Consider the following 26,224-nt stretch of genomic DNA (forward strand, 5'->3'; position numbering starts at 1 on the left):
AAATAAAAAATGCTTCGAGGAGAACGATGTTCTACTCAAAGCTTGATACTTGGAATTTTGACTAACAGAATCAGTCTGCTTTTTCTACAACCATGCCACTTTGCTCTGCAAAGAGAATCAATCGAGTGATATTGCTGAGGCTCCACTGGTTGGTGATGGCTATCACCTCGTCGTTAGGCAGCGTAATCAGCGCGTCCTCATCGCTGTGGAAACGGCGAATTCTACCTTGAGGGATTTCATCCGCTAGGATGGCAATGCGTCGTCTTACTGGTTCGTTAAATGCGTTGAGCACATCATTCAGGCTTTGCGGCTGATGCTTCTCAATCCAGTCAGTGACTAACGCTAGCGCGAGGTGACGCTTTTTATAGGTATGACCGTTATAGCGATACTCTGAGTAATCTTTTTCGCCTTTTTGAACGCTTGTGCGCTGCTCGGCACGCTTCTCGCGGAACTTCACCTGGTACTCTTCTACCTCGGGTACAGGGATGATCTGTTCGGCATTGATCAGTACATCTTCTTTGTAGCGATAGGGCGTGAGGCGCACACAACTGATATCGATGCCTTTGTCACGCAGCCACAATACAGAAGTGGTGAGTTCTTTACCGAAATCTGCTGAGGCTAAAACGATTCGAACATCGTTACCAAAGTCATCCAAGCTGTTTTCATCAAGATCGACAAACTCCAGAATGGCTTCACGGGCCTCAATCTCTTGGCCTTCTTTCTTCAGGTATTGGGCATAGTAGTCACACGCTTTATCGAACGTCATGGTAGAGATCATTGCGGCATAGCGTAGCGCTTGCAACTCCATATGCGCACCGATTTCATCACGTTTAAGCTCGATGACGACTAAGTTGGCATTTTTGTCGATGGCTAGAAGGTCAATACGGCGACGGCTGTCTTCCCAGTCTGAAAACTCTTCTGATATTACTAAGCAGTCTGATGCGATGGCATCAATACAGCCTTTTAGCGCTTCTTGTAAATCGTGCCGCTCTTGCAGCCCTTCGGCTGCAAAAGTGGTCGGTGTCAGTGCGGTGAGATTTTTATTGGCGATATTGTATAGGCTCACGATTAAACTTCCTGTTCAACAATCGTATCTGTAAGCTGACTCTGTGTTTGTTGAGTTTCTGAGATTAACTGCTTCAGTAATTCGCAAATAGAAAAAAGCTCTTCAACTTTTGAAACAACCATATCTTGTATTTTCTTTGATGGAACAATGATAGGTATTGCTTCAACAACCTTTTTACTAATTTTTGGCATTGTCCCAGAAGTACCTGTCATCCTTGTCCACATAAACTCTCTTGCCATTGGTGATGATAGCCATGTTGAGAGAAACTCGGATGAAACAGTTTTTGATGGACGAATTTTCATCATTAGATCAGGATAAATTACGTCGCATACATCTTCTTTGACTAAGCAGTTACATCCAACGTAATTTGCGGAGTTTCCTCGTTGAATTAGGATATCTCCTTTTTTTAACCAAAGGTGTGACGTTTTCTCAATATCAACATCAACTGATTTGGATTCATCTAAATTAAGACTACCGTAAGACGTTGCTCCTAGTTTCAAAACCTTAATCCCAGTATCACCCTGTACCTCTTTAGGAGAAAGTCCATTTCGTGGTCCAAAAGAGATTACATCCTTAACGGAAGTTTCCATGGGATCAGCTCCGAAATGAACCAACTTACCCATCACCGCCAGTTGCAGAATAGTTTGCTTGAGCTGGTCGATACTCTCTTCAGTGGTAAATAAGGTATCGAAATGCTCGCTGATTCGCGCCCAGTTTTGCATTAACTCATCAGCATCGGCAGAGTTGGTGAGTGTGTCCAACAGAGTTGTTACCAGCATTTGATGCGCTTCGATACTGGCTTCGGTTTGTTGCTCTAGCTGGTCGCAAAGCGCCATTAGCTCATCGACTTTGGCGACGATGCGGTGTTGTTCATTGCTTGGAGGAAAAGGTAAAGGGTTCTCTGAAAAAAAGTCTTTAGGGACTCGTTTTTGTCCTGCAGAACCTGTCATCTTCGTTTCGCCAACTTTCAGGAATATAGGAGCCTTTAAGTACAACAATACAAATAGTGGGTTAATGCAATCTGATAGAGGACGAGCCACGTGCAACTCGGTAGTTCCCGCACCAACTCCTCCTTCAAGGCCCGAGAACACCGCGGCTTTGCTGTTCTCAAAACATGGTGTGATCTTAGCTAACGCAATGTCACCATCTTGAAAGTGCGTGTAGCCTTTTTTGATTTCTTTCCAAATTCGCTTTTCAGAACCATGTGAACCATCATAGTTAGTCGTAATTAGTGGCATAGGCACAAACGACACTTCAGCATCATCATCGGTTGTGCTATTTCGAGGGCTAATTTCAGCTATTTCAGAAATCCTTGTCCATGCCCAACCAGTTGGTGTATCAAAAAGTTCTTCGTCTTTGGATACTTGCCCTAAAGATTTTTGTTTCTTAATCTTCTTCGCTTTCACCAACTTTGCTTTTTCAGCCGCAATGCGTTCAAGCAACACTGAAGCAGGCTCATCATTAGGATCTTGAGGAACAAGCTTTCCTCGCACAGCTAGCTCTAGAATCAGCTCACGCAGCTTCTTAACGCCATACAGTTCTAGCTTCTTGCTGCTACCGCGACCAGAGGTCGATTTGGCTTTTACTGCCGAAGTCCAAATATCAATATGCTCGGTAATCAGGTTTTCTACAGCCATTATTGTGCTCCACCTTGCTTTTTACCTTGAATGGTAGAGCTAAGAGCATCGCCGAGAATGCCTTTCAGTTGGTCACGCAGTGCTTTGATGTCTTGTTGCTGTTGTTGATAGTTCGCCAGCAACTCTTCAGGGTCATGGCTGACGACTTCGTCCTGATACGGGTTTTTAATATCAAGGTTAAAGTTGCGCTCGATAATATCTTCAATCGATACCTTCCAAGCTTGCTTGGTCTCGATACGGCTAGCGAACCCATCGGCCTCATTACCCCACCAATCGATCTCTTGCTGGAACTCTTCAAACTTCATTGGTTTGGTTTTGCTGTAGTTCTTCACGCCTTCTGGGTAAGGGTGCTCATAGAACCACACTTCTTTGGTAGGCTTACCTTTGGTAAAGAACAGAATGTTGGTCTTAATGCCCGTGTATGGGTTGAACACGCCATTAGGTAAGCGAACAATCGTGTGCAGGTTACACTCTTCTGTTAGCATCTTTTTGATTTTGGTTTTTACACCTTCACCAAACAAGGTGCCATCAGGTAACACTACACCAGCGCGACCCTCTTTATCCAATACTTCGACAATCAGCTGCAAGAACAGATCGGCGGTTTCACGAGTTTGCATTTCGGCAGGAAAGTTCTTTTCAATCCCGTCCTCTTCTGTGCCGCCAAACGGTGGGTTAGTCGCAATCACATTGATATTGCTATCCCAACTTGAAAGCGGCTTATTGAGCGTGTTGCCATGCTTAATCTGCACAGGGACTTCGATGCCGTGGAGCATCATATTGGTGATACACAGCAAATGTGGCAGTTGTTTCTTCTCTACACCATGGATTTGCTTTTGCAGCGTTTGGTGGTCGGCTGCGCTTGTCACGTAGTTCTCTTTGACGTGGTCGAATGAGCAAGCCAGGAATCCGCCCGTACCGCAGGCGGGATCCATAATCTGCTCACCTAGTTTAGGGTCAAGACGATTGACGATAAAGCGAGTCACTGCGCGAGGGGTGTAGAACTCACCCGCATTACCTGCACTTTGTAGGTCACGGAGGATTTGCTCGTAGATGTCACCGAACAGGTGGCGTTCTTTAGAGTCAGTAAAGTCGATCTCGTTGAGCTTGTTAATCACTTGGCGCAGCAGTGTGCCATTTTTCATGTAGTTGAAGGCATCACTAAAGGCTTCTTTCACCACGAAACCGCGTGGGTTGGTGTCTTTCGGCGCAGTAAGGTTTTTTAACGTCGGGAATAGGTCATCATTGATGAATTCCAGCAGCTCATCACCTGTAATGCCTTGGTTATCTGCCGCCCAGTTACGCCATAGGTACTTGGCTGGGATGGGTTCGCGGTAATCATCTAACTCGAACTCTAGCTCTTCCTCTTGAGCATCAAACACTTTAAGGAATAAAAGCCACGACATTTGACCTAGACGCTGAGCGTCACCATCAACACCCGCGTCTTTACGCATGATGTCTTGAATAGACTTGATAACTGAACTGACTGACATGGAGTTCTACTGCTAATTGACTGAAAAAATTGGGGCTGATTATAGCAGAAATGGGTCGAAGAAAATGAACTTATCGCTATGAAACTATGTTTGTAATTGTGGTTTAATAATGAATCAGTGATATAAATTAAATAATAAAAAATATAATCAGGTTGTCTAGAAAATGAAGGTTGAGTGTCCCCATTGTCACACTGACAATGTTATTGAATATGCAGAGAATATCTCGTGTGAGAAGTGTGAAAAAAGCTTCAAAGGCTTTAAATTTAGTAAACGGAAACTGGTGTCTGCCAGTACGGCATTGGTCGTGGGCGTGGTTGGTGGTTATAAGGTGAATGGTGCTTTTGATGAAGAGCGTTACCCATTAGAAGTAGAGTATGCCATCGTTGATACCTGCATAAACTCGTCAAAAAATATGGTGTCGGTGAGTTGGTATGAGAGTAAGCGAGAAACGTGTTTATGCGCTCTTTCACAAACGGAAAAGTCTGTGCCGTATTCCGATTACAAATCTGATCAAAACTTGTTTTTGAGTAACTTCAAGCTGAATGCGAGAAGTTGTTCATAATAGAAAAATGAGGCAGCTAGACTGCCTCATTTATATCTAATGTGCTTAGCGTTTAGGTGTGTTGCCACGACCTTTGCCTGAAGGCTTGCCAGTTGTGCTTGGGTAGTTTGGATTACCTTTCGGCGCAGTTTTTGGTGCAGAACTTGGTTTTGCCATGATGGTTACTCCTATTTACCTTGTTTTTGGTTGTTGGCAGCAGCGCGTTGAGCGCGAGCCGCGAATGAATCTTTAGAGACTTGTCCGCCATTTTGTTTTGCTTGATTCGCTTGAATACGAGCAGCGGCTTCAGGGGTCATTGGTGCTTTGTTTTTAGACATAATATTTTCCTTTTCGTTTATGAATGATTGTCTCCGCTGAGACCATTGCATAGTAACTAGTAGGGTAGGGACAAATGGGGACAACCCAAAAACAAAAGCAAATTCGAACTATGTTGGATGCGTTAGGCTGGAGCCATAAGCATCTGGCCGATGTATTATATGAAGAGCTTTATTGCTCTGATTATGAGGAGCTTCATGATGTAGATCCCGAGGCTGTGAGCAAATTTCAACAGACGTTAAAAAAGCAACTTCAACGTCCTTCTACACCAGAAGATAGGCTACAACAGTACGTAAAAATCGTATCAGAACACCCAGAGTTTATTGCTTTGGGATTGGGAGTTGTTGTGCCTAAATACGTAGGACACACATGTTTAAATCAATGCCTTATAGATGGGCTTTCCGAGATCTCCAACACACTAGATAATGAAAATGAATGCATAGATGCTTAATATGTTAAATAATGTGCAAGTTATGAAATTGTTTTAGGTGGGGAATATTCGGGGGACGCTGTGTACAAGGGGCATTGGTACGATGTTATGGGAAAAGAGAGAACGGATCTTCGAGCTATGAGCCTTGATTTCGACTCATTAAAGTTGGCTATAGATGAAGCAATGAGCGTTTTGCCTGATACAAAACTGATCGTAATTAATGAGAATTTAGGCTGGGGTCTTATCTCTATCGAGGAAACCAAGCGGATGCTAATTTGTAAGGACTAGAAAGTTACCTTGCTATGCAGCTAAAACGAACTTTGTTGCTTTCCTCACTGTTTGATTTATAAGCAGCCCGTATCATAAAGCGTCTATGATACTTAAAGAGGTGCTTTGCATGACTTGCAGTTGTTGTAACAAACGTTTGAACGTAGGAATGATACACAAGAGAGATCCCCACACGGGCCAAAAATTTAAGTCCTGCCCCCATTGTTCTGATGCAAATGGAGGAGAGCATGTTTTTCATCCCTATCCATCGTCCTTTGGCAAAACTCCTGCTAGAGTGACGGCTAGGAACCCCGAAGGCTACCAGAGCTACTGTATCGATTGTCGCCGCCTAAATAAAGGTGAGCTATCTCATACATATATGAATGGAAAAACGTGCAGTAGTCTTGTTTAGGAATCGAATGAATTTATCCCAAGATGATGCAGTAAACTGGCTATCAATGCTCGATTCTGCGAGCGTTGATTTGCTAATAACAGATCCACCTTATGAATCTCTAGAGAAACACCGAAAGATCGGTACGACAACAAGACTTAAAGTCAGTAAGTCCTCAAGCAATCAATGGTTTGAGATATTCCCAAATGCAAGATTTGAAGAGCTACTGCGCGAAGTTTATCGTGTGCTCAAGAAGAATGCGCATTTCTATCTTTTCTGCGATCAAGAAACGATGTTCGTTATTAAACCGATTGCGGAAAAAGTCGGTTTTAAATTCTGGAAACCAATTATTTGGGATAAGGTTAGTATTGGTATGGGTTACCATTACCGTGCTCGACACGAATACATACTGTTTTTTGAAAAGGGCAAGAGGAAGCTTAATGATTTGAGCATACCTGACATATTGACTCATAAACGGGTCTATAGAGGGTATCCAACTGAAAAGCCAGTAAGTCTCTTGGAAGTTCTGGTCGCTCAAAGTAGCAGAGAAGGCGAGCTAGTTGTTGATCCGTTTTTTGGCTCTGGCTCGACCTTGGTTGCAGCTAAGAACTTGAATCGTCAGTGCGAAGGAAACGATATTTCCTCGTCTGCCCATGAGCATATTCGTCAGCGTTCGGATTTGGAACCTAAAAGGCGAATACAGTTAACGGCTACCTGAAGGTAGCCGAGTAGCAATGTGGGGTTGTGGGGATTAGGCTGATTGATAAATTTCAGCTTCCAGTTCAGAAATCGCTTCTAAGTATTGCTCTTTACCACCAAAGCACTTTTTGACGATTTCAGCAGGGCGTCCCATCTCGTCAAAAGGCTTAACTTTGAGTACATGAATATTCTCAATCTCTTGAACGCCTTCGTCTGCGTACTTGTCCAGTAAGTTGCTCAACACCTGCTGAGCCGTTTCACCGTACTTAGTGAAGTAGTTGCGCTTTTTGACGTTGTCAGCGCGTTCTTTTCTGGTGAGTGCTGGTTGGTCATATACGACATGACAAATCATGTCGAATGGGTCGAGATCTTTGCCGACTTCCAGCTCTAACGCTTCCCAGATAATGCCTTCCTCTGCCAGTTCATCAATGATTGCTTGCTTTTTATCGGCATCTTGCCAGCGCTTAACAAAGTCATCCATTGAGGTGAACTGTTTTGCCATCGTCTTGCGGGTATAGTCTTTGAACGATTCGGTTACGAGTTTACCGTCGGAATCGTAGTATTGAACACGCTCGGCAATGGCTTTCACCGTTACACCATTGACATGGAACTTTCTAACTCGGTTTTCATCCTGCCAATCATCGTCGGAATTGCTACCGTCAGAAGGAGATGAACCTGAGTCGTATGAAGCCTCTGGTTCTTGGATGCTTTCAGGGTCGATATCTTCCCCTTCAAATGGATCATCTTGTTCAAGTTCATCCTCACCATCGATGATCTCATCGAGTCCTTCATCGGTTTCAAAGTCTTCTGGTTTTGTCTCTTTAACTCGCTCAGGGACACCATCAAAGCGCTCATCAGCGAACAGTTCAGTCGCTTTTTTAAAGTCGAGAATGGTAAACCATAGCTTTCCGTAACGATCATCAATACGAGTACCACGACCGATGATCTGCTTAAACTTGGTCATCGACTGAATGCCCTGGTCAAGAACAACCAGTTTGCAAGTTTTTGCATCGACACCTGTTGTCATGAGTTCTGAGGTGGTCGCGATAACAGGGTAAGCCTTTTTGGGGTTGATGAAGTTATCAAGCTGAGCTTTGCCGATTTCATCATCACCTGTAATTTTCATTACGTATTTTTCATTCTTAGCAACTTGCTCAGGGTTGCAGTTGATTAGTGCTCGGCGCATACGATCTGCGTGGTCAATGTCATTACAGAACACAATAGTCTTCGCCATAGGATCGGTGCGCTTGAGGTAGCTGGTGATGGTTTGTGCAACAAGCTCTGTTCGCTCATCAATGACCATAGTTCTGTCGAAGTCTTTCTGGTTATAGATCCTGTCTTCGATGACTTCACCATGTTTATCGACTTGTCCTTTGGTTGGTCGCCAACCTTGTAAATCTACATCGATATCTACACGCACAACTTTGTAAGGGGCTAAGAAACCGTCTTCAATACCTTGCTTTAGAGAGTAGGTATAAATGGCATCGCCAAAGTACTCGGTGTTAGACACGATATCGGTTTCTTTCGGTGTCGCGGTTAGTCCTATTTGAGTCGCTGAACCGAAATACTCAAGAATCTCACGCCATGCGCTGTCCTCAGCGGCACTGCCACGGTGACACTCGTCAACAACAATAAGGTCAAAGAAATCAGGATCGACTTGTTTGTATGCTTTTTGGTGCTCTTCTGACCCTGTCAGAGCTTGATACAGAGCTAGGTGGATTTCGTAAGCGGGATCGACTGTTCGACCAGTGACTTTGGTCATAGCGGTGCCAAACGGCTGGAAGTCGTTGGTCTTAGTTTGATCGACCAGAATGTTTCTGTCCGCTAAAAACAGGATGCGTTTTTTGGCTCGGGACTTCCATAGTCGCCAAATAATCTGGAATGCAGTGTAAGTTTTGCCCGTCCCCGTTGCCATAACCAGTAGCACACGGTTTTGTCCTGCGGCTACCGCTTCTACGGTTTTGTTTATCGCTTGTAGCTGATAGTAGCGCGGAGACTTACCGCTACCATCATCATGGTAATCTTGAGTAATGACTGGAAGGTGCTCGGTTTTGTAACCTTTCCAAACGCAGTACTTGTCCCATAGTTGCTGAGGTGTTGGGAAGTCTTCAAGTCGAATTTCGGTTTCGAGTTGAGCTGGGTTGGTTTTGTCGTGGAAGATAAAACCGTCACCATTTGAGGCAAAGACAAAAGGGACTTCAAGTAAGTTGGCGTAGTCTAGTCCTTGTTGCATACCTTTGCCGACTTCATGCTTATTCGCTTTAGCTTCGACAACGGCTAGAGGCATGCTCGGTTTATGGTAAAGAACGATATCCGCAGACTTAACCTTTTTCCTCGCCGCTGCTTGACCACGAACAATGACCTTACCGTCACGCAGTTTAACCTCTTGACGGATTTGAGACATATCATCCCATCCTGCATCTTTGATAGAAGGAAGAATGAATTTCGTGATGATGTCGGTTTCGGATAGCTTTGATTTATTGATTGTCGATTCCATGCGATTAGCCAGCTCAGTACAAATGCATTTCATGACTATACCAAAGGATGCATAAAAGCAGAAAAGATACTGACTTATCAGTGAAGTGGGTAACGGTATGGGTGAGATACCAGAGACCATTCGTGGAAATAGTTATCCCGTTATGCAATAGAGCATAACGGGAAGTCAGTTAAGCAACGATATCTAGAGACTCGGTACTTAATCTAGTGTAGCTACGCGCCCTTTGAGTCAGAGAGATTTTCGCTTTATTTGTTGTTCCGCTAAATCTACCGATTTCAAAACCCAGAGACTTCATGAGTTGCCGAAAATACAGCATCTTTTTATTTGTCGTGCTGTTGGTTTTGAGTGATAGGGGGATGTGAGTATCTTTGTGCAGTGTCCAATTGACTAAGTCCCGACTTTCGATCATCAGATTAATAAACCCTAAAACCTGTTCCCGATGGACCATGATAGAAGGTGATTGAGAATTAAGCTGGTGTTTGTTGAACAGACCCTCATTGATTAAATTCGCTAAGCGGCGATATGTTGAGTACTTGCTGTTATCTTCGTTTGGCGCTGGAACAGAAAATAGCTTGTCGAAGAGCTTTCTGTTCTTAGAAAATAGGAAATGAAACTCGACATCTTCTTTCGTGACTTCAGTCAGATGATAGTAGCTTTTGATTGTATGCTTCGAGATGGCTGCGTTGTCACTGGCTGTGCGCTTATCAGCCATCATAAGCCGCTTCACGTCATGCTGGGTTAAATCGACAGCTTGCATAATGGCGTTGACCAACGCCTCTCTGTAAGCTTTTAAATATTGCTTATTCGTTTTAGACCCACAGCTCTGTGAGTACACTGAGGATGGTAGCGAATCAACATGAAAGCCGAGTTCCTTCAATGTTAGCCATAGATGTAGCCCCAGAGGGGCGGTGAACTGTGATTTCACGTTACCGAATGCAATCTCTAGGTGGTCTGTTGGCGCTGAGTGAATATTCGCATTGTAGACTCTTGCTCTTGTCGGGCGGCAGAAGAAGTCTTGATGGGCATCTACGGTGAACCAAATCTCCTTTGCTTTACGGAATCGACGTGCGAAGTTAACCAGTTCAAATGGATTTAGTGTTTTGTCACAGAATACGACAACTCTATTGGCAAAGTTTTTGACGATTGAGAAGCCTGACCCTAGACAGGGAGAAGCGATAATCGCTTTGTATTTGGAGATTTCTTCATTTGGGTTAGCCAGAAAAGCACGTTGTGCGTCCATTCCTTTATTCTCCCCGTGAATGACTAGCACACCGTCATCTAGAGCCGCAGTCTCACTATCTAAACCTTGCTTGTCCTCATAACCAAGTTGTTTAACAACGCCTCGAAGCGTCACTAGTGAGTCAAAAAGAAACACCTTGTCCTCCAATAATTTGGACTTGAGATCATCCTGACTATAAAGGTACTGATTTTTATCTGTGATAACTGCTTCAATTCCCAAGTATGGGTTTTTGTCGCACTGGATTAAAGTCACGTCACCTCGTAAATCTTTCAAGAAGCCTAAACTAATATCGGAAAGATCAGCATCGCCCACAATGACTTGTGGAATTGAGCGAATAATCTCAGACAAGCAATGAAAGACGCGTTGTTTAGGCATTTGTAGTGAATGCTCCGAGCACACGACAGTTGAAATTACTTTCTCAAACTCATCAATAATCAAGGTATCAGCATTGTGGCAATATGCTTGGATATGTGCTTTCCACACACTATTGACGACTAATCCCATCGCGTTCGACTGTTCAAGCTGAGTTAAGTTTTGAGTGGTATAGCTGACCGCATGATTTTGAATGCAGTATTGTTCTACTAAAGCCGTCAGGTGAGAAAGATATACCACGGATTTATTGTTTTGCTCAGCTAGCTGAGTAATAGGGCCAAAGACGTGTTTCGTTTTACCAGTCCCTGTTGCAGATTTAATCGCAAGGGTTCGCTCATTGGCTAGCGCTTCACACACTTCTGGACAGTCGAGAGTTGAAGTACGGATTGTTTTCGTCGGCGTTCTAAGCGTCATAAAATCTTGAACTGACGAATGATAGTGGTGTAGCTGTAGTTCAAGGCAATCTAAAACTTTGCTTAGGAAATTATTGTCTTTGTGAAGATAGAAACGGTAAGTTCTCAAGCATGATTTAGCATCGGAACAGATCAGAGGAATTGTACGGACTAGTTTTTTAGCTAGCCAGTCAATGATTTCGTCACCCCGCATGCCGCAATTCGTCAACTGATAGCAAAGAGATAGATACTGGACTGTATCGTTGTAGTCTTTCAAACTGTAGAGTCGCTTTGACGCTAAATCATAAAGATCACACCTAGCGTGGCGATAATTAATCATCATGAAATCTACAGCTTGGGCGGGGAGCTTTTTTGAATCAATGACCAACGTGATGTCATTGAAGCCAGCATCACGGTAATAGCGGATAACTTCAGCCAGGTTGTTTTTGTCTTTGCGAACAGCAACGACTCTGTATTTGTCATGATCGAAGCTTAGAGACTCGCCGCTAAGAATAGCGACTGAGCAGGACTCTGTTGAACGAACCAGTGTATGTTCTGAGGCTTGAGATTGCGCGATAACGTTCATTTATTCTTATTCCCAGTAGAACGTAAAAGTGCAAAGTTTCTAAGTAATATATATAACTAAAGAACTCTGCACTTTTACCAGCATGCTAAAGCATGCAGTAAACAATTGATTTATTTGTGCTTAGATAGAGTTTTTAGTTATGCGGCTAGTGCATAGAGACTGTTGTCGAAAAGAGACTGTCTTTGCTCAACAAGATGAGAAACGGTTTGCTGTAGATCTTTGCCCAATGCCATCGCTGCGATAATTGCATCGACTTCGTGAGATAAGAAACCAACAGAGTTTGCGCCTAAAGGAATTGACGGTGGGAAAGTTCCATCGTTAATTTTGCGGTGAAGAGTCGCTCTTGAGAATGGAACGCGCTGTAGAACGTCAGATTTACGTACGATTTTTAGAAGAGGAGTTGTATTTACAGACATAACGATAACCTATGTTAATTCATGTCTAGCACCGCCTTCATATTCTAATACCTACACTGATCCACTGAAATTTAACTTCAGCAAAGCAATAATAACCTAGGACTGAAACCTTTATGTTGGTAACAGCCTCACCCTTCGCAATATGAGGGAAGGTGTTGTGTATGTAATAAAATAAATAAGTCTTTAAAAAAGACTCAGAAAATTAAGTTAGTGCTAAAACAATAAAAAAATAGTTAAACCGAAGTTTAACGAGCATAAGGCTTGTTGCCGCGGAGCGGACTTTAAATGTCTGTTTCCTATGTGAAAATTAAATATTTATACGCGATTTAAAATAATGCGGGCGATTCTCATCGTCAATACAAAATCACCCACACCTCATTAAAACTGTGATGCCTGTCACTTAAGCTTCGGGTTTTGCTATAGTATTGGCGTTTTTAGAAGCATCAAGTATGAAATTACTCCACCAATCCATGATCTTTCGTCGCTCTTCCAGATATTCAGCGTTGTTGTAGATGTCACGAATCGTGTTCTTGTCTACGTGTGCTAGACACAGCTCAATAGCATCTTTGTTGAAGCCCTGTTCGTTGAGCGCTGTACTGCCGATGGAACGCATACCGTGACTTACCAGCTTTCCTTTCATTCCAGCACGTTTTAGAGCTGCGTTGACGCTCTGACTGTTCATGTGTTGGTCAACTGACTTTGAACTGGGGAAGACATAGCGTTGTCCGTAGGAGATGGGCTTCATAAAGTTTAAAAGCTGAATAGAAGCATCTGAAAGAGGGATTTTGTGGTCGCGCTTCATTTTCATTTTATCCTTGCTAATGACCCAAAGTTTGTTTTCGAAATCAATTTCACTCCATTCAGCGGCAGCACATTCAACAGGACGGGTCAGGGTGTGGAGTTGGAATTCAAAAGCGCAGCGGGTAGCAAGCTTGATATTGGCTAACGACATCGCTTGCATAAGAGTATGTAGTTCGTCTGGGCAGATAGTACTCATGTGATCAGCTTTCGACTTTTTAAATGCATGCTTTATCCCGAATAATGGGTTGGACTGAATCTTTCCGCAATTCACTGCGTAGTTCATCACTTCATTTATTCGCTGACATACTCGTTTAACTGTCTCTAATGCGCCCTTTGCTTCTACTGGTCGTAAAACTTGAATCACAATTGGGGCAGTTAGCTCACTTATCGGCATGTTACCGAGGTTGGGAAAGATATGTAGCTCCAGAGATCGCCAGATATCGTTGGCATAGTCTTCCGAAACGTCATGCTTTTTTACTTCAAACCATTCTTCGGCAACTGATTTAAGAGTTGATGACTGAGCTATCTGTGCGGTAATGAGTTGGTTATCCCTGTGAGTTTTTGGATCAATACCTTCAGCGACCTGTTGGCGCATCTCTCTTGTTTTTTCTCTCGCGGACGCGAGAGTTATGTCGGGAAATGCACCAAGGCTGATGTTCTTACGTTTTTTAGTTGTTGGGTGGATGTAGTTGAAAATCCAAAGTTTTGCGCCATTGGGCTTTATACGTAAGTACAGACCGTTGCCATCGGCAAGCGAATATTCTTTCTCTAAGGGCTTAGCTTTGGTTACTTGAGTTGGTGATAAAGGCTTGATTTGCTTAGCCATTTTAATGGTTCCTTTCTGATGTAACACCAATTTGTGTTGTTATTGGTTAGTGTTACGCAGAATGTTACTAAATGACTGAGATTAAGTGAATCTTGATGAGACGCCCTGAACCACTTAAAGCTAGATGGGACAAGGGTTTAGAAAAGAAAACGGGACGTCCTGAGACGTCCCGTTACTAGTGATTGGTGGAGCTGGCGGGAGTTGAACCCGCGTCCGAAAACCGTTCATCATTGGTACTACATGCTTAGTCGATCTTTAATTTCGCCACCCACCTGCGAACCGACACGCTAATGAATGACTAGCCTGAATTAAAATTCGCCGTTCATCTCTCAGGCGGGAGAATCCGGGCTAGCGCGTTTGGGTTTGATCCCTCGTTATTCCCCGTCTTACGTGCGGAAGCTAGGGCGAGAGAGCTCTTAGCAGGTTATTAAGCTGCTAGTGCGTAGTTTTCGTCGTTTGCGACTATTTTTTTGCGGTTTGTTAACGAGGCCTACCGCACCTCGGCATGCACCTCAGACTTCTGAATTCCCGTCGAATCCTAAATCAGCCCCAGGTAATATTCGCATAGTAACAGAAAAGCATTGGCTGTCCAGTACTATGCGTTTAAGTGGTCAAGATTAACGCAGCGCGCTCTTCATTACGCGCGCTTTTTCTCTTGCCCAGTCTTTTTCTTTTAGATCCGTACGTTTATCGTGCAGCTTTTTACCTTTTGCTACGCCAATTTTTAGTTTCACCCAAGAGCGAGACCAGTACAGTGAGAGGGCCGTTAATGTCATACCTTCACGGTTTACACGTCCGAATAGGTTATCTAGCTCACGACGACTCATTAGTAGTTTACGCACACGTGTAGGGTTCGCCACAACGTGTGTCGATGCCTGATTTAAAGGAGTGATTGTCATGCCACTCACAAAGGCTTCACCGTCACGCATAAATACGTAACTTTCAGAAATATTGGCTTTACCTTGGCGAAGGGCTTTCACTTCCCAACCTTGGAGCTCCAAGCCAGCTTCGATTTCATCATCGATGAAATACTCGTGGCGAGCTTTTTTATTCAGCGCGATAGTATTGCTACCCGCTTTTTGTTTCGTTTTTTTCTTTGCCATAATAGCGTCATTATACGGGTTGGATATCGGATAGGAAATCCTTTTATTTGCGCAATCGTGGAATAAAAGTAAAATTGGCGAGTAGCTTTAAATCTGTACATGTATCGATAGGAGTATGTATGAAGCAAGTCAGCCGTTCTGCGCTTGTGTCTTTTAGCGCCGAACAGATGTTCAATCTGGTTAATGATGTTGCTAAATACCCTGAATTTCTGCCTGGTTGCTCGGGCTCTAGAATCATTGAGTCTTCGGGGAATGGTATGGTGGCTTCTGTCGATGTGGCGAAGGCTGGAATCAGCAAAACGTTTACGACTTCAAATGAGTTGATCCCCGGTCAGGCAATTATGATGAACTTGGTGGATGGCCCGTTTAAGACGTTGCGTGGTGGTTGGATTTTTACCGCGCTAGATGAGCAAGCTTGCAAGGTTGAACTAAAGCTTGAGTTTGAATTCTCAAGTAAAATGATTGAGATGGCCTTCGGTAAGATTTTTAACGAGCTTACTAGTAATATGGTAAATGCATTTACTAAACGCGCAAAACAGGTCTACGAGTGTTATGAGTATTGAGTCAGATATGATTCACGTTGAGGTTGTCTATGCTCTTCCTCATGAACAGCGTGTATTTAACTTAGTGGTAAATAATCACGCAACGGTAGAAGAGATCATTCGACAATCCGGTGTATTGGAGTTGTACCCTGAAATTGATTTGTCCAAGAACAAAGTGGGTGTGTTTAGTCGTAACGTGAAGTTGGATGTGACCGTTCGAGATCGAGACCGAATAGAGATTTATCGTCCGTTACTCGCCGATCCGAAAGAGATTCGCCGTAAACGGGCGGAGCAGGCTAAAGCCGAGGGAAGTGCAGACCCAGTCACCGGTGGCAAGCCTAGTTCTGTACGTAAAAATAAGCAGGATTAATATAAACCCAATAGCTCATGTGAGTTACTCAAAGTTTGACTAACGTGATTTCTATATAATAAAAAACCTCCCAAACGGGAGGTTTTTTGCAAAAGTCAGTTTACTGAATTTGCTCGTAAAATGCGTCACTTTTTGGAAAGTCACCACTGATGTCTGCGAGTGTGCCTTGGTCATTAAAGTTTACAATCAGATCTTTCTGTACTGGTTCGCCATGGCCAGGAGTATGATGATAGATGTAATACCAAGTGTTTGGATAGCCGTTTTCAATAAGCATTGGCGACCCTAATACGAAGCGAACCTGTGCTTTAGTCATCCCAAACTTTAATTTATCAACCGCACTTTGTTCTACATAGTTGCCTTGGTTGATATCAATACGATAAACCAGTTTTTCCAATACCGAACATCCTGTCAGCAATGTCATTGCTAATGGTACGGCAACTAACCACTTCTTTAATTGCATAATAATTTCTTAGTAACCTTTAAAATACTGCGCTGATAATAAACAAGCTCGACGCAGATGTAAAAAGCTATGCGTCGTATGGTAGACAATCTGACAACGAATTTTGAGTTGAGTTGCATTTATTCACCGATATTAGGCGGTAAATGTCACCACATGACGTATTAGTTAGGTGACGAAGAGCACATTTCAATCGGAGGTAGGGTGATGGACGCTTTCAGCGGTGAGCCAAGCCTAGTGACTCGTTAGTCGGTTTTGGCGAATTCGCGTAATGCATCACCTGAAAAACGATAATACTCTTTTTCATGAATTAGTGTTGCACCAATTGAGCGGTAAAACTGACCTGCGGTAGGGTTACTACTTTCAGCTGTCCAGTCCAACCTTTGGCATCCACACTTGATCGCCAAAGATGCCAGATACTTCATTAACTTGAGACCAACCCCTTTTCCTCGAACCTTCGAAGATACGAACAGATCTTTTAAGTACATCTGCCCTGAGAGTTTTGGGGCAGGGAACATGACGGTATAAGATGCAAAGCCTACGACGTCATCATTATCGTAAACCGCAATGATATTAACACCAGAATGTTCAGAGAAGACTTGGCTCTTTAGATAATGGACCAGATCGTGTTTTGATGAAGCTTTTTCTTTGAAGTAGTAATGTTCTAACTCAATAAAAATAGGGATGAGATCTAAGCAGTTGGTTTTGTGTATTGCTCTGATATCCATATCTCATCCCTTGTCGATCTATTAAGCGGCGATAAGCAGTTCTTTTGCGTTTGCCAACGTTGAGTCGGTTATTTGACTACCACCAAGTAAGCGAGCTAATTCTGCCACACGTTGTTGTTCATCTAATGCGTGCATTTGGGTTTCGGTTTGGCCTGCTTTGGTTTGCTTAGCAACAAACATTTGTTGATGGCCGCATCCGGCAACTTGAGGGAGGTGAGTGACACACAATACTTGAGTAGATTCGCCAAGCTTGCGTAGCATTTTGCCCACTACGGCAGCTGTTGGGCCACTAATACCTACATCCACTTCATCGAAGATTAAACTTGGTGTATCTACTTTCTGAGCGGTGATCACTTGGATCGCTAGAGAGATACGTGATAGCTCACCGCCTGACGCAACTTTTGCTATAGGTTGCAATGGTTGTCCCGGGTTGGTCGATACTAAGAAGCACACGCTGTCCATGCCAAGCGGCGATGGGTGCGTGTTGTCATTGCTAACTTCGATACTGAATACTGCTTTCTCCATGCTCAATTCGTGCATGCTTTGTGTGATCAGTTTGTTCAGTTCTTTTGCGTAACGGCTGCGTGATTTGTGCAGTTTTTCTGCTTGTGTTAGAAAGCTTTGGTACTTGTGTTCTACTTCTTGAGCAAGCTCATCTAAACGTTCATCGGAGCAATCTAACGCTTCTACTTGGGCCAGAAGATCTTGATGATGTTGGTATAGTTCTTCTGGCATTACGTGGTGTTTACGAGCTACAGACATCACTTTAGAAAAACGTTCTTCTACATAAGCCATACGAGCAGGATCAACATCGATGCCATCTAAGTAGCTGCGTAATTCATTCTTCGTTTCTTCAAGTTGAATCATCGCTTCTGACAGCATGTTAGGTAGCTCAGATAGCTTTTCATCTAATTCGGCTAATTGAATTAGGGAGTGATTGGCCGATTGCAAAATACCAAGCGCATTGACTTCTTCACCTTCGTAAATAAGTTCGATGGCTTGCTGACAGGTAGTGGCGAGTTCACCACTGTTGGATAGTCGTTTGTGCTCTTGCTCGAGCTCTGCAAATTCTTCTTCACCTAGCGATAACTCATTCAGTTCTTTGATTTGGTATTCAAGCAACTGTTTTTGCGCCTGGTTTTGCTGGCTATTTTCTTTTAGCTGCTTGAGGTTATTATCCGCCTGACGCCAATGCTGGTAAGCACTTCGTGTGCTTTTTAGTAGGTTTAAATGCCCAGCATATTGGTCGAGCATGGCCATTTGGTGCTCACTTTTCATCAATTGATGATGAGCGTGCTGCCCATGGATATTGATAAGTAGCTGCCCTAGAGATTTGAGTTGTGATAGTGGAACAGGGCTGCCATTAATGAAGGCTCTTGAGCGGCCTTCTTTTGTGATAATACGACGCAAAATACACTCACTGCCATCTAGCAGATCGTTATCTTCTAACCAACGTGTTGCATGTAAGTTGTTGTCCAATAAAAAAGCGGCGCTAACTTCGGTTTTCTCTTCACCTTGTCGCACCATGCCGGCATCGGCTCGTCCGCCTAAGCAGAGCCCTAAAGCATCGATAGCAATGGATTTACCCGCGCCTGTTTCACCTGTAATGGTGGTCATGCCCTTAGAAAGCTCGAGTTGTAAAGACTTAACAATCGCAAAATTATTAACACTTAGATGAGCCAGCATTTTATTTACCTGTATAACTGAACAATACTGTATAAGAGAACAGTATATACTGTTTCTTTATACAGTAAAGTCAGGTAAGGAAAATTTTCTTTGTAGGCTGTTTTTTGTGATGAAGTGGGAAAAATGAGCCGATGTGATTACAACGACTCATTAAAATTGAACAGGTTACGGACGAGTTGGGTTAATCGTTAGTGGTTCTAGTGTGACGACTGCATTCACACCTGCACCAGGGTGATCCACGTATGAAGTGTCTTGCATTAGAGTGTAGTAAACGTCGACGAAGTCATCATCATTCGTGAGTACACCATCGGGGATAGTGTCGATGATCTTGTTCGTGATTTGCGGAATAATCGCGTAAGCCTGAACTTCTGGATCTGGAATCGCTTTCAATACTTCTTCGGCAACTTGAACAAGGAGTTTTGCCAATTGTTTATAGTCTGTGCCGTCATCTTGCTCCATGAGCACAATGTCTGCCGCACCCCAGCGGTAACGAGACCAGTGAATAATGATCTGATTTGGATAGTAATCTTGGTTATCGTAGTCTAAGTATGGAAGCTCCACCAAATCGAGAGTAGGTTCATCACGACTTGGATTGACGCCCGTTACGATAGCGTAGATTTCTGCCTTGCCAGAGATCCAAGGTTCTTTGTCATCGGCTAGACGGATCTTTTTCAACTGCGTGGTTTGAATTGGAGCCGCTTCGCCCACTGCGCTACTTGACAATAGCGGTGTATTTTGGCGTTGTTCATCAGCAATATATGGTTGAACTAAAGCTGGTTGACCGAGTTTTTTCATCTCAGCTTGCATAGCTTGCAAGCCTGCTTTTAACTCTGCAGAGCTATTGTTATCAACGACAAGTACAGGTACCTCAGGGAGCTGGTAAACATCGAGTTGATGGATGTTGCCATAAACATCAAATGCTTCGATGTATTGCCAATTCTCATCATCACCACTTGGTTCAAATGCAAATAATGGCTCGACCTCGCCACTTTGCCATGCTGTTATCATGGCTTCATTTGCCAAGCGAACTTCTAACAACTGATCTGAGTATTCAGAAATACCTTTCCAGCTACGAATTTGAGTGTCAGCTTGTACAAGCTGGCGGCTGAACTCTGAGTTAGGGTTTTGCTTAACAAATGCTGATACAGACACGTTAGTCTGTTGCGGAGTAATATCTCTTCTCAACATGGGTTCAATGGCAGCATAGTTCTCACTCAATTGTTGAGCTAGGGCACGCTTCGTCTTAGTGATATCTTCCGCTTTTGCGTTGGATACACTGTTGACTTGCGTTTCCTCTGATTGGCAGCCAATAAGTGCTAATGTACTGAGAACAGACAGAATGATGGTTTTCTTCATAATATGTCCTTTATTGATTGTATGAAATAGAGTTAATACTCTATTCATGGTGAGAATATCACCGGACATAGATCATTGAATTTGCTTTTCTATCTTTTGTGTAAAGTTTGCCCACAGGATCAAAATTTATAAGCTTCTCTTTAATGATGACAAATATCGTGTCGCCTCACTACTTTGTGTCTATTTCTTGTCTAAGAAAGCCAAAAGCCAGTAGCAATTGAGCTGCTGGCTTTTTTATTGAAGTTATTACCCTGAGTAACAAGTGTTAGAACAATTTACTAGACCAGCCAAGCTTATTCCGTAAGACGTGATAGTAGCTGTAGTCTTTTGGATGGATGAGCTTTAGTACATTTGGACTTTGATAGATGTGAATTTCGTCGCCAGGGGTAACTGGAAGTGAGACTTGTCCATCACAGCTAACTTCTTGTGTTCCACGGTTTTCTGGTGATACCACCAATTTAATTCGACGTTTTCCATCAACCACCAAAGGTCGACTCGACAATGTATGAGGGAACATTGGCACGAGTGAAATGGCATTCAAGCTAGGAGAAAGAATTGGGCCGCCGCCAGAAAGTGAATATGCCGTCGAGCCAGTCGGAGTGGAGACAATCAAACCGTCGGCCCGTAAAGAGAAGGCGAAGCTTTCATCTATGTACACTTCAAATTCAATCATATGGGCAATTTGCCCTGGGTGAAGTACGGCTTCGTTTAGCGCAGCGTTATGGCTCTTTATTTGTCCGTGGCGGTGTACTTCCGCCTCTAAAAGAAAACGTTCCTCTTCAATATACTCACCGTCGAGTACCGCTTGCAGAGACGCTTGGAAGTCGTCTGGGTTCAAGTCAGTTAAGAAGCCCAAATTTCCACGGTTCACGCCTATAACTGGCACATCAAATCGGGATAAAATTCTTGCCGCACCTAACATGTTGCCATCGCCACCAACCACAATGGCTAGATCGGCATTTTTTCCTAGTTCAACTAAGCTAGCAAACTGACTCTGTGGGATATCATCCAGTATTGCGGCAAGGCGATCGTCAATGAATACTTTATAGCCCTCAGAAGTCAACCATTGGTACAACTCTTTATGAGTTTGAATTGCTTGTTGATCTCTTGGTTTTCCGATAATCGCGATCACGTTACATGGATTTTTCATAGCATTTCCGCATTAAAGAGGCTTGAATCAGGAATCTTCATCCCCATAATAATGGCAAGTCACCTAAATATGCGAATTTTTATGTGGTTAAAGCCCGCAAAAACGCGCATGGCTTTAAGGGCATTATGTTGAATTCTGGAGATATCATGAGCAACGAAGAAAACAAAGTTACAGAAGAAGAGCTTGATCAAATCATCGAAGAGGCTGAAAAAGTAGAAGCTGAAGCACAAGAAGTTGAAGCTGAGCTTGAAGAGCTTGGTGATGAGACAGACGCTAAGATTGCTCAACTAGAAGCGGCACTATTGTCTAGCGAGGCAAAAGTAAAAGAGCAACAAGATGCGGTGTTGCGTTCTAAAGCTGAAGTAGAAAACATGCGTCGTCGCACTGAGCAAGAGATCGATAAAGCACGTAAGTTTGCGTTGAACAAGTTTGCAGAAGAGCTGCTTCCTGTTATTGATAACCTAGAGCGTGCAATTCAAGCGGCAGATACAGAGAATGAAACTGTGAAGCCGTTCCTAGAAGGCGTTGAACTAACACATAAAACGTTTGTAGACGTTGTCGCGAAATTTGGCTTGAAAGCAATCAACCCTGAAGGTGAAGCATTCAATCCAGAGTTCCATCAAGCGATGTCGATTCAGGAGAGCCCTGATCATGAATCAAACACTGTTATGTTTGTTATGCAAAAAGGTTACGAACTAAACGGTCGTGTGATTCGTCCGGCAATGGTAATGGTTGCTAAGTAACTTTAACTCCCTGTTTTTTTAATATAAAAGCGCCCATCATTTTTGATGGGCGCTTTTTTGTTTTAAACATAAATGACTGCATCGAACTTCGTTGTATATCGATAAATGAAAATTTGATCCCCTTCATATTTTTTCCTATTGGTTAATTATTTTCCTATAGGAGATTTTCTCTCATCTCGCTGCGTGTTTATTAACGGAAAGGGCTATAAGTGATTGTAATCATTCGCTGTGTGAATGTTTGTTCTGCATAGGAATGTAAATATAGTCATTTTTTCTAAAACAATTTCGTTAACAAAAATGTAAATTATCACTTTATTTTGTAACTTCGGTGTGTATGATTTGCGACTAATGCTTTAAAAGTAAGCATATATAACTACAAAAATGTAAATAGTAAACACAACATATCGGAGATTTATAATGGATAAATCGCTTTCTAGTAAGATTTTTATAGGCTTGTTTGCCGGCCTTGTGCTGGGGACAGCAATTCAGTACTTATTTAGCGGTATTGCGATTTTTGATACATACCTACTTGGAGCAGCAGAAGGTGTTGGCGGCATGTTCGTCTCACTGATCAAATTGCTTGTTGTTCCTTTAGTTTACGTTTCAATCGTATGCGGCATTGTTGACTTGAAAGACATCAGTGCATTTGGTCGTCTTGGTGGAAAAACTTTTACCCTTTACATTCTTAACACCATCATTGCGATTACGGCGGCTTTGACTGTCGGCTTGATCTTCCAGCCAGGAGCGGGCGCTAATCTAGCAGGAACGGTATCTGAGGCTGTACAGCTGACAACGACAGAGACGCCGGACATTTTCTCTTTAGTTGTTAACATTGTTCCTAGCAATCCTGTACAAGCGTTTGCTAGCGGCGACATGCTGCAAATCATCTTTATGGCAATTTTGACGGGGCTTGCAATTCAAGCTTTGGATTCTCGTGGTGGCCCAGCTATTCGCACATTCAAAATGGCAAATGAAATCATGATGAAATTGGTTGGATTAGTGATGAGTCTTGCACCATATGGTGTGTTCGCACTAATGATTCAACTAGGTGCAACGCTAAACGCCAATACATTAATGTCCGTTGCTGGTTACGTGGCTTTGGTGGTTGCGATGTTGGTGTTTTGGATCTTCTTCTTCTACCCAATGGCAGTGAGTATTGCGACAGGAACTTCTCCAAAGACTTTCCTACGTGCAACTCGTGAGCAGATTCTTTTCTCTCTATCTACCGCGAGCTCAAACGCGACTATCCCGGTAACGATGCGCACACTGACAGAAAAGCTTCAGGTCTCTAAATCGGTTGCTGGCTTCGGTGTACCACTGGGCGCAACGATGAATATGTCTGGTGTGTCTATCTATATTGCTCTAGCAACGATGTTTGTTGCGAACGCTTTTGGCCAGCCAATTAACACCGCAGACATCTTCACACTTGGCTTAACTATTCTTCTGTTATCTATTGGTGCTGGCGGCGTTCCTGGGGGCGGCGTGGTAATGGTAGGCGTTTTGCTTCACCAACTAGGTTTACCACCTGAAGGTTTAGCAATCATTGCAGCGGTCGACCGTATTAATGATATGTTCTGTACATCATCTAACGTTGTCGGCGACACGGCAGTGAACACCATTGTTGCAAAAACAGAAGGTGAGATAGGTAAAGAAGAAGGTGTTGATGCTGAGCCTGCTCAAGCGAACGCCTAATACCTTGAATCATTTATTTTAACCCTAATATTGAAGCGAGCTCTTATGAGTTCGTTTTTTATTTAGGAAGAGTCGGACATAAATAAATTTATCTGGGAAATGACGTTTTGTTGCGCTACAGCAGTGTGACGAGTTCCCAACTAATCAGAAAGAAACACATAAATTTCGAAAAAAGACGCTTTTTTTTAATTCTGCCCTTGAAAAGCATTTTGCCGCCCTTATCTATGTGGCATAGAGAAGCAAACATTGATTATTTTTGTTTGTGAGCAAGGGTTGAAACCCGATTCTCCTCCCCCCACATTGGGGTTATAACCAAACGAAAATAGAATTTATTCGGAGATAGCCAGATGGGTAAAATCATTGGTATTGACTTAGGTACTACTAACTCATGTGTTGCTGTATTAGACGGCGACAAACCACGTGTAATTGAAAACGCAGAGGGCGAACGTACTACTGCATCGGTTATTGCTTACACTGACGGTGAGACGCTAGTAGGTCAACCAGCGAAACGTCAAGCAGTAACTAACCCAGAAAACACGCTATTTGCAATTAAGCGTCTAATCGGTCGTCGTTTTGAAGACGAAGAAGTTCAGCGTGACATCGAAATCATGCCTTACAAAATCGTTAAGGCTGACAACGGTGATGCTTGGGTAGAAGCGAAAGGCCAAAAAATGGCAGCTCCTCAGGTTTCTGCTGAAGTTCTTAAGAAAATGAAGAAAACTGCTGAAGACTTCCTTGGTGAGGAAGTAACTGGCGCAGTTATCACAGTACCTGCTTACTTTAACGATGCTCAGCGTCAAGCGACAAAAGATGCTGGCCGTATCGCAGGTCTAGAAGTTAAACGTATCATCAACGAACCAACAGCAGCTGCGCTAGCTTACGGTCTTGATAAGAAGGGCGGCGATCGCACTATCGCGGTATACGACCTTGGTGGTGGTACATTCGATATTTCAATCATCGAAATTGATGAAGTTGAAGGCGAGAAAACATTCGAAGTTCTAGCAACTAACGGTGATACTCACCTAGGTGGTGAAGACTTTGATAACCGTCTAATCAACTACTTGGTTGATGAGTTCAACAAAGAGCAAGGCATCAACCTTAAGAACGACCCACTAGCAATGCAGCGTGTTAAAGAAGCAGCAGAGAAAGCGAAAATCGAGCTTTCTTCTACTTCTCAAACAGACGTAAACCTACCTTACGTTACTGCAGATGCAACTGGTCCTAAGCACATGAACATTAAAGTGACTCGTGCAAAACTAGAATCTCTAGTTGAAGACCTAGTACAACGCTCTCTTGAGCCATTAAAAGTAGCTCTAGCTGACGCTGACCTATCAGTAAACGACATCACTGACGTAATCCTAGTTGGTGGTCAGACTCGTATGCCAATGGTTCAAGCGAAAGTTGCTGAGTTCTTTGGTAAAGAAGCGCGCCGTGACGTAAACCCTGACGAAGCAGTAGCAATGGGTGCTGCAGTTCAAGGTGGTGTACTTGCTGGTGACGTTAAAGACGTACTACTACTAGACGTAACTCCACTGTCTCTAGGTATCGAGACAATGGGTGGCGTGATGACTAAGTTAGTTGAGAAGAACACAACTATCCCAACTAAAGCGAACCAAGTTTTCTCTACAGCGGAAGACAACCAGAGCGCGGTAACTATCCACGTTCTACAAGGTGAGCGTAAGCAAGCGATGTACAACAAGTCTCTAGGCCAATTTAACCTAGAAGGCATCCAGCCTGCACCACGTGGTATGCCACAAATCGAGGTTACGTTTGACCTTGATGCGGATGGTATCCTACACGTGTCTGCGAAAGACAAGCAGACTGGTAAAGAGCAGAAGATCACTATTCAAGCTTCTGGCGGTCTAAGCGATGAAGACATCGAGAAAATGGTTCAAGAAGCAGAAGCTAACAAAGAAGCGGACAAGAAGTTCGAAGAGCTAGCGACTGCACGTAACCAAGCTGACCAAATGATTCACGGTACTCGTAAGCAAGTAGAAGAAGCTGGTGAAGCGCTACCTGCAGAAGAGAAAGAGAAGATTGAAGCAGCAATTTCTGAGCTAGAAACAGCACGTAAAGGCGAAGACAAAGAAGCTATCGATGCTAAAGTTCAAGCACTAATGACTGCTTCTCAAAAGCTGATGGAAATCGCTCAACAACAAGCTCAAGCGCAGCAAGCACAAGGTGCTGACGCAGGTGCACAGTCTAAAGAAGACGACGTTGTAGATGCTGAGTTCGAAGAAGTTAAAGACGACAAGAAATAATATTTCTTAACCAGATGGCTGCATAGCCATCTGGGGTCGATAAGACTTCGTGTGCGGGCGTTTGGGGCAACTCTTACGCCCGTCTGTTTGTAAACGCTGTCTTTCTAGTTAAGTATGTTGCAGACAAGTGCACTTACCTAGAACGATAC

At 43.4% G+C, this 26,224-nt stretch carries 22 protein-coding genes and 1 other RNA gene; 8 read left to right on the top strand and 15 right to left on the bottom strand.

Annotation, left to right across the window (positions count from 1 at the left end):
• Positions 1-70: 70 nt before the first annotated feature.
• The 3 genes from R7R78_RS09265 to R7R78_RS09275 are packed head-to-tail and all read right to left on the bottom strand — an operon-like array spanning position 71 to position 4,193.
• A complete protein-coding gene (locus R7R78_RS09265) occupies positions 71-1,066 on the bottom strand; it encodes a hypothetical protein (RefSeq protein ID WP_140320182.1) in 996 nt (331 codons plus the stop codon).
• Positions 1,067-1,068: 2 nt separating this feature from the next.
• Complete coding sequence (locus R7R78_RS09270; RefSeq protein ID WP_193283954.1) at positions 1,069-2,703, bottom strand: restriction endonuclease subunit S; 1,635 nt, start codon at positions 2,701-2,703, stop codon at positions 1,069-1,071.
• Positions 2,703-4,193 carry an N-6 DNA methylase gene (locus R7R78_RS09275; protein ID WP_225473447.1) on the bottom strand — a complete coding sequence of 497 codons (1,491 nt, stop codon included), beginning with the start codon at positions 4,191-4,193 and terminating at the stop codon, positions 2,703-2,705. The genes R7R78_RS09270 and R7R78_RS09275 overlap by 1 nt, the downstream gene beginning before the upstream one ends.
• Positions 4,194-4,356: 163 nt before the next feature.
• Here R7R78_RS09275 and R7R78_RS09280 point away from each other — a divergent pair, with 163 nt between their 5' ends.
• Complete coding sequence (locus R7R78_RS09280) at positions 4,357-4,755, top strand: hypothetical protein (protein WP_011079925.1); 399 nt, start codon at positions 4,357-4,359, stop codon at positions 4,753-4,755.
• A 167-nt stretch (positions 4,756-4,922) separates the two neighbouring features.
• On the opposite strand, the gene R7R78_RS09285 is transcribed toward R7R78_RS09280, so the two are convergent.
• A complete protein-coding gene (locus R7R78_RS09285; RefSeq protein WP_017790133.1) occupies positions 4,923-5,072 on the bottom strand; it encodes a hypothetical protein in 150 nt (49 codons plus the stop codon).
• Between the two features lie 74 nt (positions 5,073-5,146).
• On the opposite strand from R7R78_RS09285, the gene R7R78_RS09290 reads away from it, so the two are divergent.
• Complete coding sequence (locus R7R78_RS09290) at positions 5,147-5,521, top strand: elongation factor Ts (RefSeq protein ID WP_193283953.1); 375 nt, start codon at positions 5,147-5,149, stop codon at positions 5,519-5,521.
• Positions 5,522-6,186: 665 nt separating this feature from the next.
• Positions 6,187-6,876, top strand: a complete 690-nt coding sequence (locus tag R7R78_RS09295; RefSeq protein WP_043854081.1) for a DNA-methyltransferase — start codon at positions 6,187-6,189, stop codon at positions 6,874-6,876.
• A 33-nt stretch (positions 6,877-6,909) separates the two neighbouring features.
• Here R7R78_RS09295 and hsdR read toward each other — a convergent pair whose 3' ends face one another.
• The 6 genes from hsdR to smpB form a co-directional block, all read right to left on the bottom strand.
• Entirely contained in the window at positions 6,910-9,354 is a 2,445-nt protein-coding gene (hsdR, locus tag R7R78_RS09300; protein WP_225473448.1) for an EcoAI/FtnUII family type I restriction enzme subunit R, read from the bottom strand.
• Between the two features lie 169 nt (positions 9,355-9,523).
• Positions 9,524-11,944, bottom strand: coding sequence for a DEAD/DEAH box helicase (locus R7R78_RS09305; RefSeq protein ID WP_193283951.1), 2,421 nt, complete (start codon positions 11,942-11,944; stop codon positions 9,524-9,526).
• Between the two features lie 137 nt (positions 11,945-12,081).
• On the bottom strand, positions 12,082-12,360 hold the full coding sequence (locus R7R78_RS09310) for a helix-turn-helix transcriptional regulator (RefSeq protein ID WP_000115789.1): 279 nt from the start codon (positions 12,358-12,360) through the stop codon (positions 12,082-12,084).
• 400 nt (positions 12,361-12,760) lie between these two features.
• A complete protein-coding gene (locus tag R7R78_RS09315; protein ID WP_225473451.1) occupies positions 12,761-13,987 on the bottom strand; it encodes an integrase domain-containing protein in 1,227 nt (408 codons plus the stop codon).
• Positions 13,988-14,170: 183 nt separating this feature from the next.
• Positions 14,171-14,538, bottom strand: a transfer-messenger RNA (tmRNA) gene (gene ssrA, locus R7R78_RS09320).
• Positions 14,539-14,604: 66 nt separating this feature from the next.
• Entirely contained in the window at positions 14,605-15,090 is a 486-nt protein-coding gene (smpB, locus tag R7R78_RS09325) for an SsrA-binding protein SmpB (protein ID WP_005381642.1), read from the bottom strand.
• A 119-nt stretch (positions 15,091-15,209) separates the two neighbouring features.
• Here smpB and R7R78_RS09330 point away from each other — a divergent pair, with 119 nt between their 5' ends.
• Both R7R78_RS09330 and R7R78_RS09335 read left to right on the top strand, forming a co-directional pair.
• Complete coding sequence (locus tag R7R78_RS09330; protein WP_005381641.1) at positions 15,210-15,653, top strand: SRPBCC family protein; 444 nt, start codon at positions 15,210-15,212, stop codon at positions 15,651-15,653.
• A complete protein-coding gene (locus R7R78_RS09335) occupies positions 15,643-16,002 on the top strand; it encodes an RnfH family protein (protein WP_005383746.1) in 360 nt (119 codons plus the stop codon). Before R7R78_RS09330 ends, R7R78_RS09335 begins: the two co-directional genes overlap by 11 nt.
• Before the next feature lie 100 nt (positions 16,003-16,102).
• On the opposite strand, the gene bamE is transcribed toward R7R78_RS09335, so the two are convergent.
• The 5 genes from bamE to nadK all read right to left on the bottom strand — a co-directional run bounded on the left by bamE (position 16,103) and on the right by nadK (position 21,379).
• Positions 16,103-16,462, bottom strand: a complete 360-nt coding sequence (bamE, locus tag R7R78_RS09340; RefSeq protein WP_005383748.1) for an outer membrane protein assembly factor BamE — start codon at positions 16,460-16,462, stop codon at positions 16,103-16,105.
• Between the two features lie 242 nt (positions 16,463-16,704).
• The gene (locus tag R7R78_RS09345; protein ID WP_005381636.1) at positions 16,705-17,187 is read right to left on the bottom strand and encodes a GNAT family N-acetyltransferase; all 483 of its coding nucleotides are present in this window, start codon (positions 17,185-17,187) and stop codon (positions 16,705-16,707) included.
• 21 nt (positions 17,188-17,208) lie between these two features.
• Positions 17,209-18,873, bottom strand: a complete 1,665-nt coding sequence (recN, locus tag R7R78_RS09350) for a DNA repair protein RecN (protein ID WP_005383750.1) — start codon at positions 18,871-18,873, stop codon at positions 17,209-17,211.
• Between the two features lie 165 nt (positions 18,874-19,038).
• Positions 19,039-20,229, bottom strand: coding sequence for a DUF3103 domain-containing protein (locus tag R7R78_RS09355; protein ID WP_005383752.1), 1,191 nt, complete (start codon positions 20,227-20,229; stop codon positions 19,039-19,041).
• A gap of 265 nt (positions 20,230-20,494) precedes the next feature.
• Positions 20,495-21,379: an NAD(+) kinase gene (gene nadK / locus R7R78_RS09360; RefSeq protein ID WP_005381631.1), complete on the bottom strand. Its 885-nt coding sequence runs from the start codon at positions 21,377-21,379 to the stop codon at positions 20,495-20,497.
• A gap of 146 nt (positions 21,380-21,525) precedes the next feature.
• Here nadK and grpE point away from each other — a divergent pair, with 146 nt between their 5' ends.
• From grpE to dnaK, 3 genes are all read left to right on the top strand, one after another.
• Positions 21,526-22,122: a nucleotide exchange factor GrpE gene (gene grpE / locus R7R78_RS09365; protein WP_021034134.1), complete on the top strand. Its 597-nt coding sequence runs from the start codon at positions 21,526-21,528 to the stop codon at positions 22,120-22,122.
• A 417-nt stretch (positions 22,123-22,539) separates the two neighbouring features.
• Positions 22,540-23,814, top strand: coding sequence for a dicarboxylate/amino acid:cation symporter (locus R7R78_RS09370; protein ID WP_005381625.1), 1,275 nt, complete (start codon positions 22,540-22,542; stop codon positions 23,812-23,814).
• A 347-nt stretch (positions 23,815-24,161) separates the two neighbouring features.
• Positions 24,162-26,075: a molecular chaperone DnaK gene (gene dnaK, locus R7R78_RS09375; RefSeq protein ID WP_005381623.1), complete on the top strand. Its 1,914-nt coding sequence runs from the start codon at positions 24,162-24,164 to the stop codon at positions 26,073-26,075.
• Positions 26,076-26,224: the final 149 nt, after the last annotated feature.

It is taken from the genome of Vibrio sp. 2134-1 (assembly GCF_033339495.1).

Excerpts from the sequence above, each read along its gene's own strand:
- R7R78_RS09355 (WP_005383752.1), bottom strand. The coding sequence starts at position 20,229 with ATGAAGAAAACCATCATTCTGTCTGTTCTCAGTACATTAGCACTTATT.
- R7R78_RS09270 (WP_193283954.1), bottom strand. The coding sequence starts at position 2,703 with ATGGCTGTAGAAAACCTGATTACCGAGCATATTGATATTTGGACTTCG.
- dnaK (WP_005381623.1), top strand. The coding sequence starts at position 24,162 with ATGGGTAAAATCATTGGTATTGACTTAGGTACTACTAACTCATGTGTT.
- nadK (WP_005381631.1), bottom strand. The coding sequence starts at position 21,379 with ATGAAAAATCCATGTAACGTGATCGCGATTATCGGAAAACCAAGAGAT.
- R7R78_RS09335 (WP_005383746.1), top strand. The coding sequence starts at position 15,643 with ATGAGTATTGAGTCAGATATGATTCACGTTGAGGTTGTCTATGCTCTT.
- R7R78_RS09285 (WP_017790133.1), bottom strand. The coding sequence starts at position 5,072 with ATGTCTAAAAACAAAGCACCAATGACCCCTGAAGCCGCTGCTCGTATT.
- bamE (WP_005383748.1), bottom strand. The coding sequence starts at position 16,462 with ATGCAATTAAAGAAGTGGTTAGTTGCCGTACCATTAGCAATGACATTG.
- recN (WP_005383750.1), bottom strand. The coding sequence starts at position 18,873 with ATGCTGGCTCATCTAAGTGTTAATAATTTTGCGATTGTTAAGTCTTTA.
- R7R78_RS09275 (WP_225473447.1), bottom strand. The coding sequence starts at position 4,193 with ATGTCAGTCAGTTCAGTTATCAAGTCTATTCAAGACATCATGCGTAAA.
- R7R78_RS09305 (WP_193283951.1), bottom strand. The coding sequence starts at position 11,944 with ATGAACGTTATCGCGCAATCTCAAGCCTCAGAACATACACTGGTTCGT.
- R7R78_RS09315 (WP_225473451.1), bottom strand. The coding sequence starts at position 13,987 with ATGGCTAAGCAAATCAAGCCTTTATCACCAACTCAAGTAACCAAAGCT.
- R7R78_RS09290 (WP_193283953.1), top strand. The coding sequence starts at position 5,147 with ATGGGGACAACCCAAAAACAAAAGCAAATTCGAACTATGTTGGATGCG.
- R7R78_RS09310 (WP_000115789.1), bottom strand. The coding sequence starts at position 12,360 with ATGTCTGTAAATACAACTCCTCTTCTAAAAATCGTACGTAAATCTGAC.
- hsdR (WP_225473448.1), bottom strand. The coding sequence starts at position 9,354 with ATGGAATCGACAATCAATAAATCAAAGCTATCCGAAACCGACATCATC.
- R7R78_RS09345 (WP_005381636.1), bottom strand. The coding sequence starts at position 17,187 with ATGGATATCAGAGCAATACACAAAACCAACTGCTTAGATCTCATCCCT.
- R7R78_RS09295 (WP_043854081.1), top strand. The coding sequence starts at position 6,187 with ATGAATTTATCCCAAGATGATGCAGTAAACTGGCTATCAATGCTCGAT.
- smpB (WP_005381642.1), bottom strand. The coding sequence starts at position 15,090 with ATGGCAAAGAAAAAAACGAAACAAAAAGCGGGTAGCAATACTATCGCG.
- grpE (WP_021034134.1), top strand. The coding sequence starts at position 21,526 with ATGAGCAACGAAGAAAACAAAGTTACAGAAGAAGAGCTTGATCAAATC.
- R7R78_RS09330 (WP_005381641.1), top strand. The coding sequence starts at position 15,210 with ATGAAGCAAGTCAGCCGTTCTGCGCTTGTGTCTTTTAGCGCCGAACAG.
- R7R78_RS09280 (WP_011079925.1), top strand. The coding sequence starts at position 4,357 with ATGAAGGTTGAGTGTCCCCATTGTCACACTGACAATGTTATTGAATAT.
- R7R78_RS09370 (WP_005381625.1), top strand. The coding sequence starts at position 22,540 with ATGGATAAATCGCTTTCTAGTAAGATTTTTATAGGCTTGTTTGCCGGC.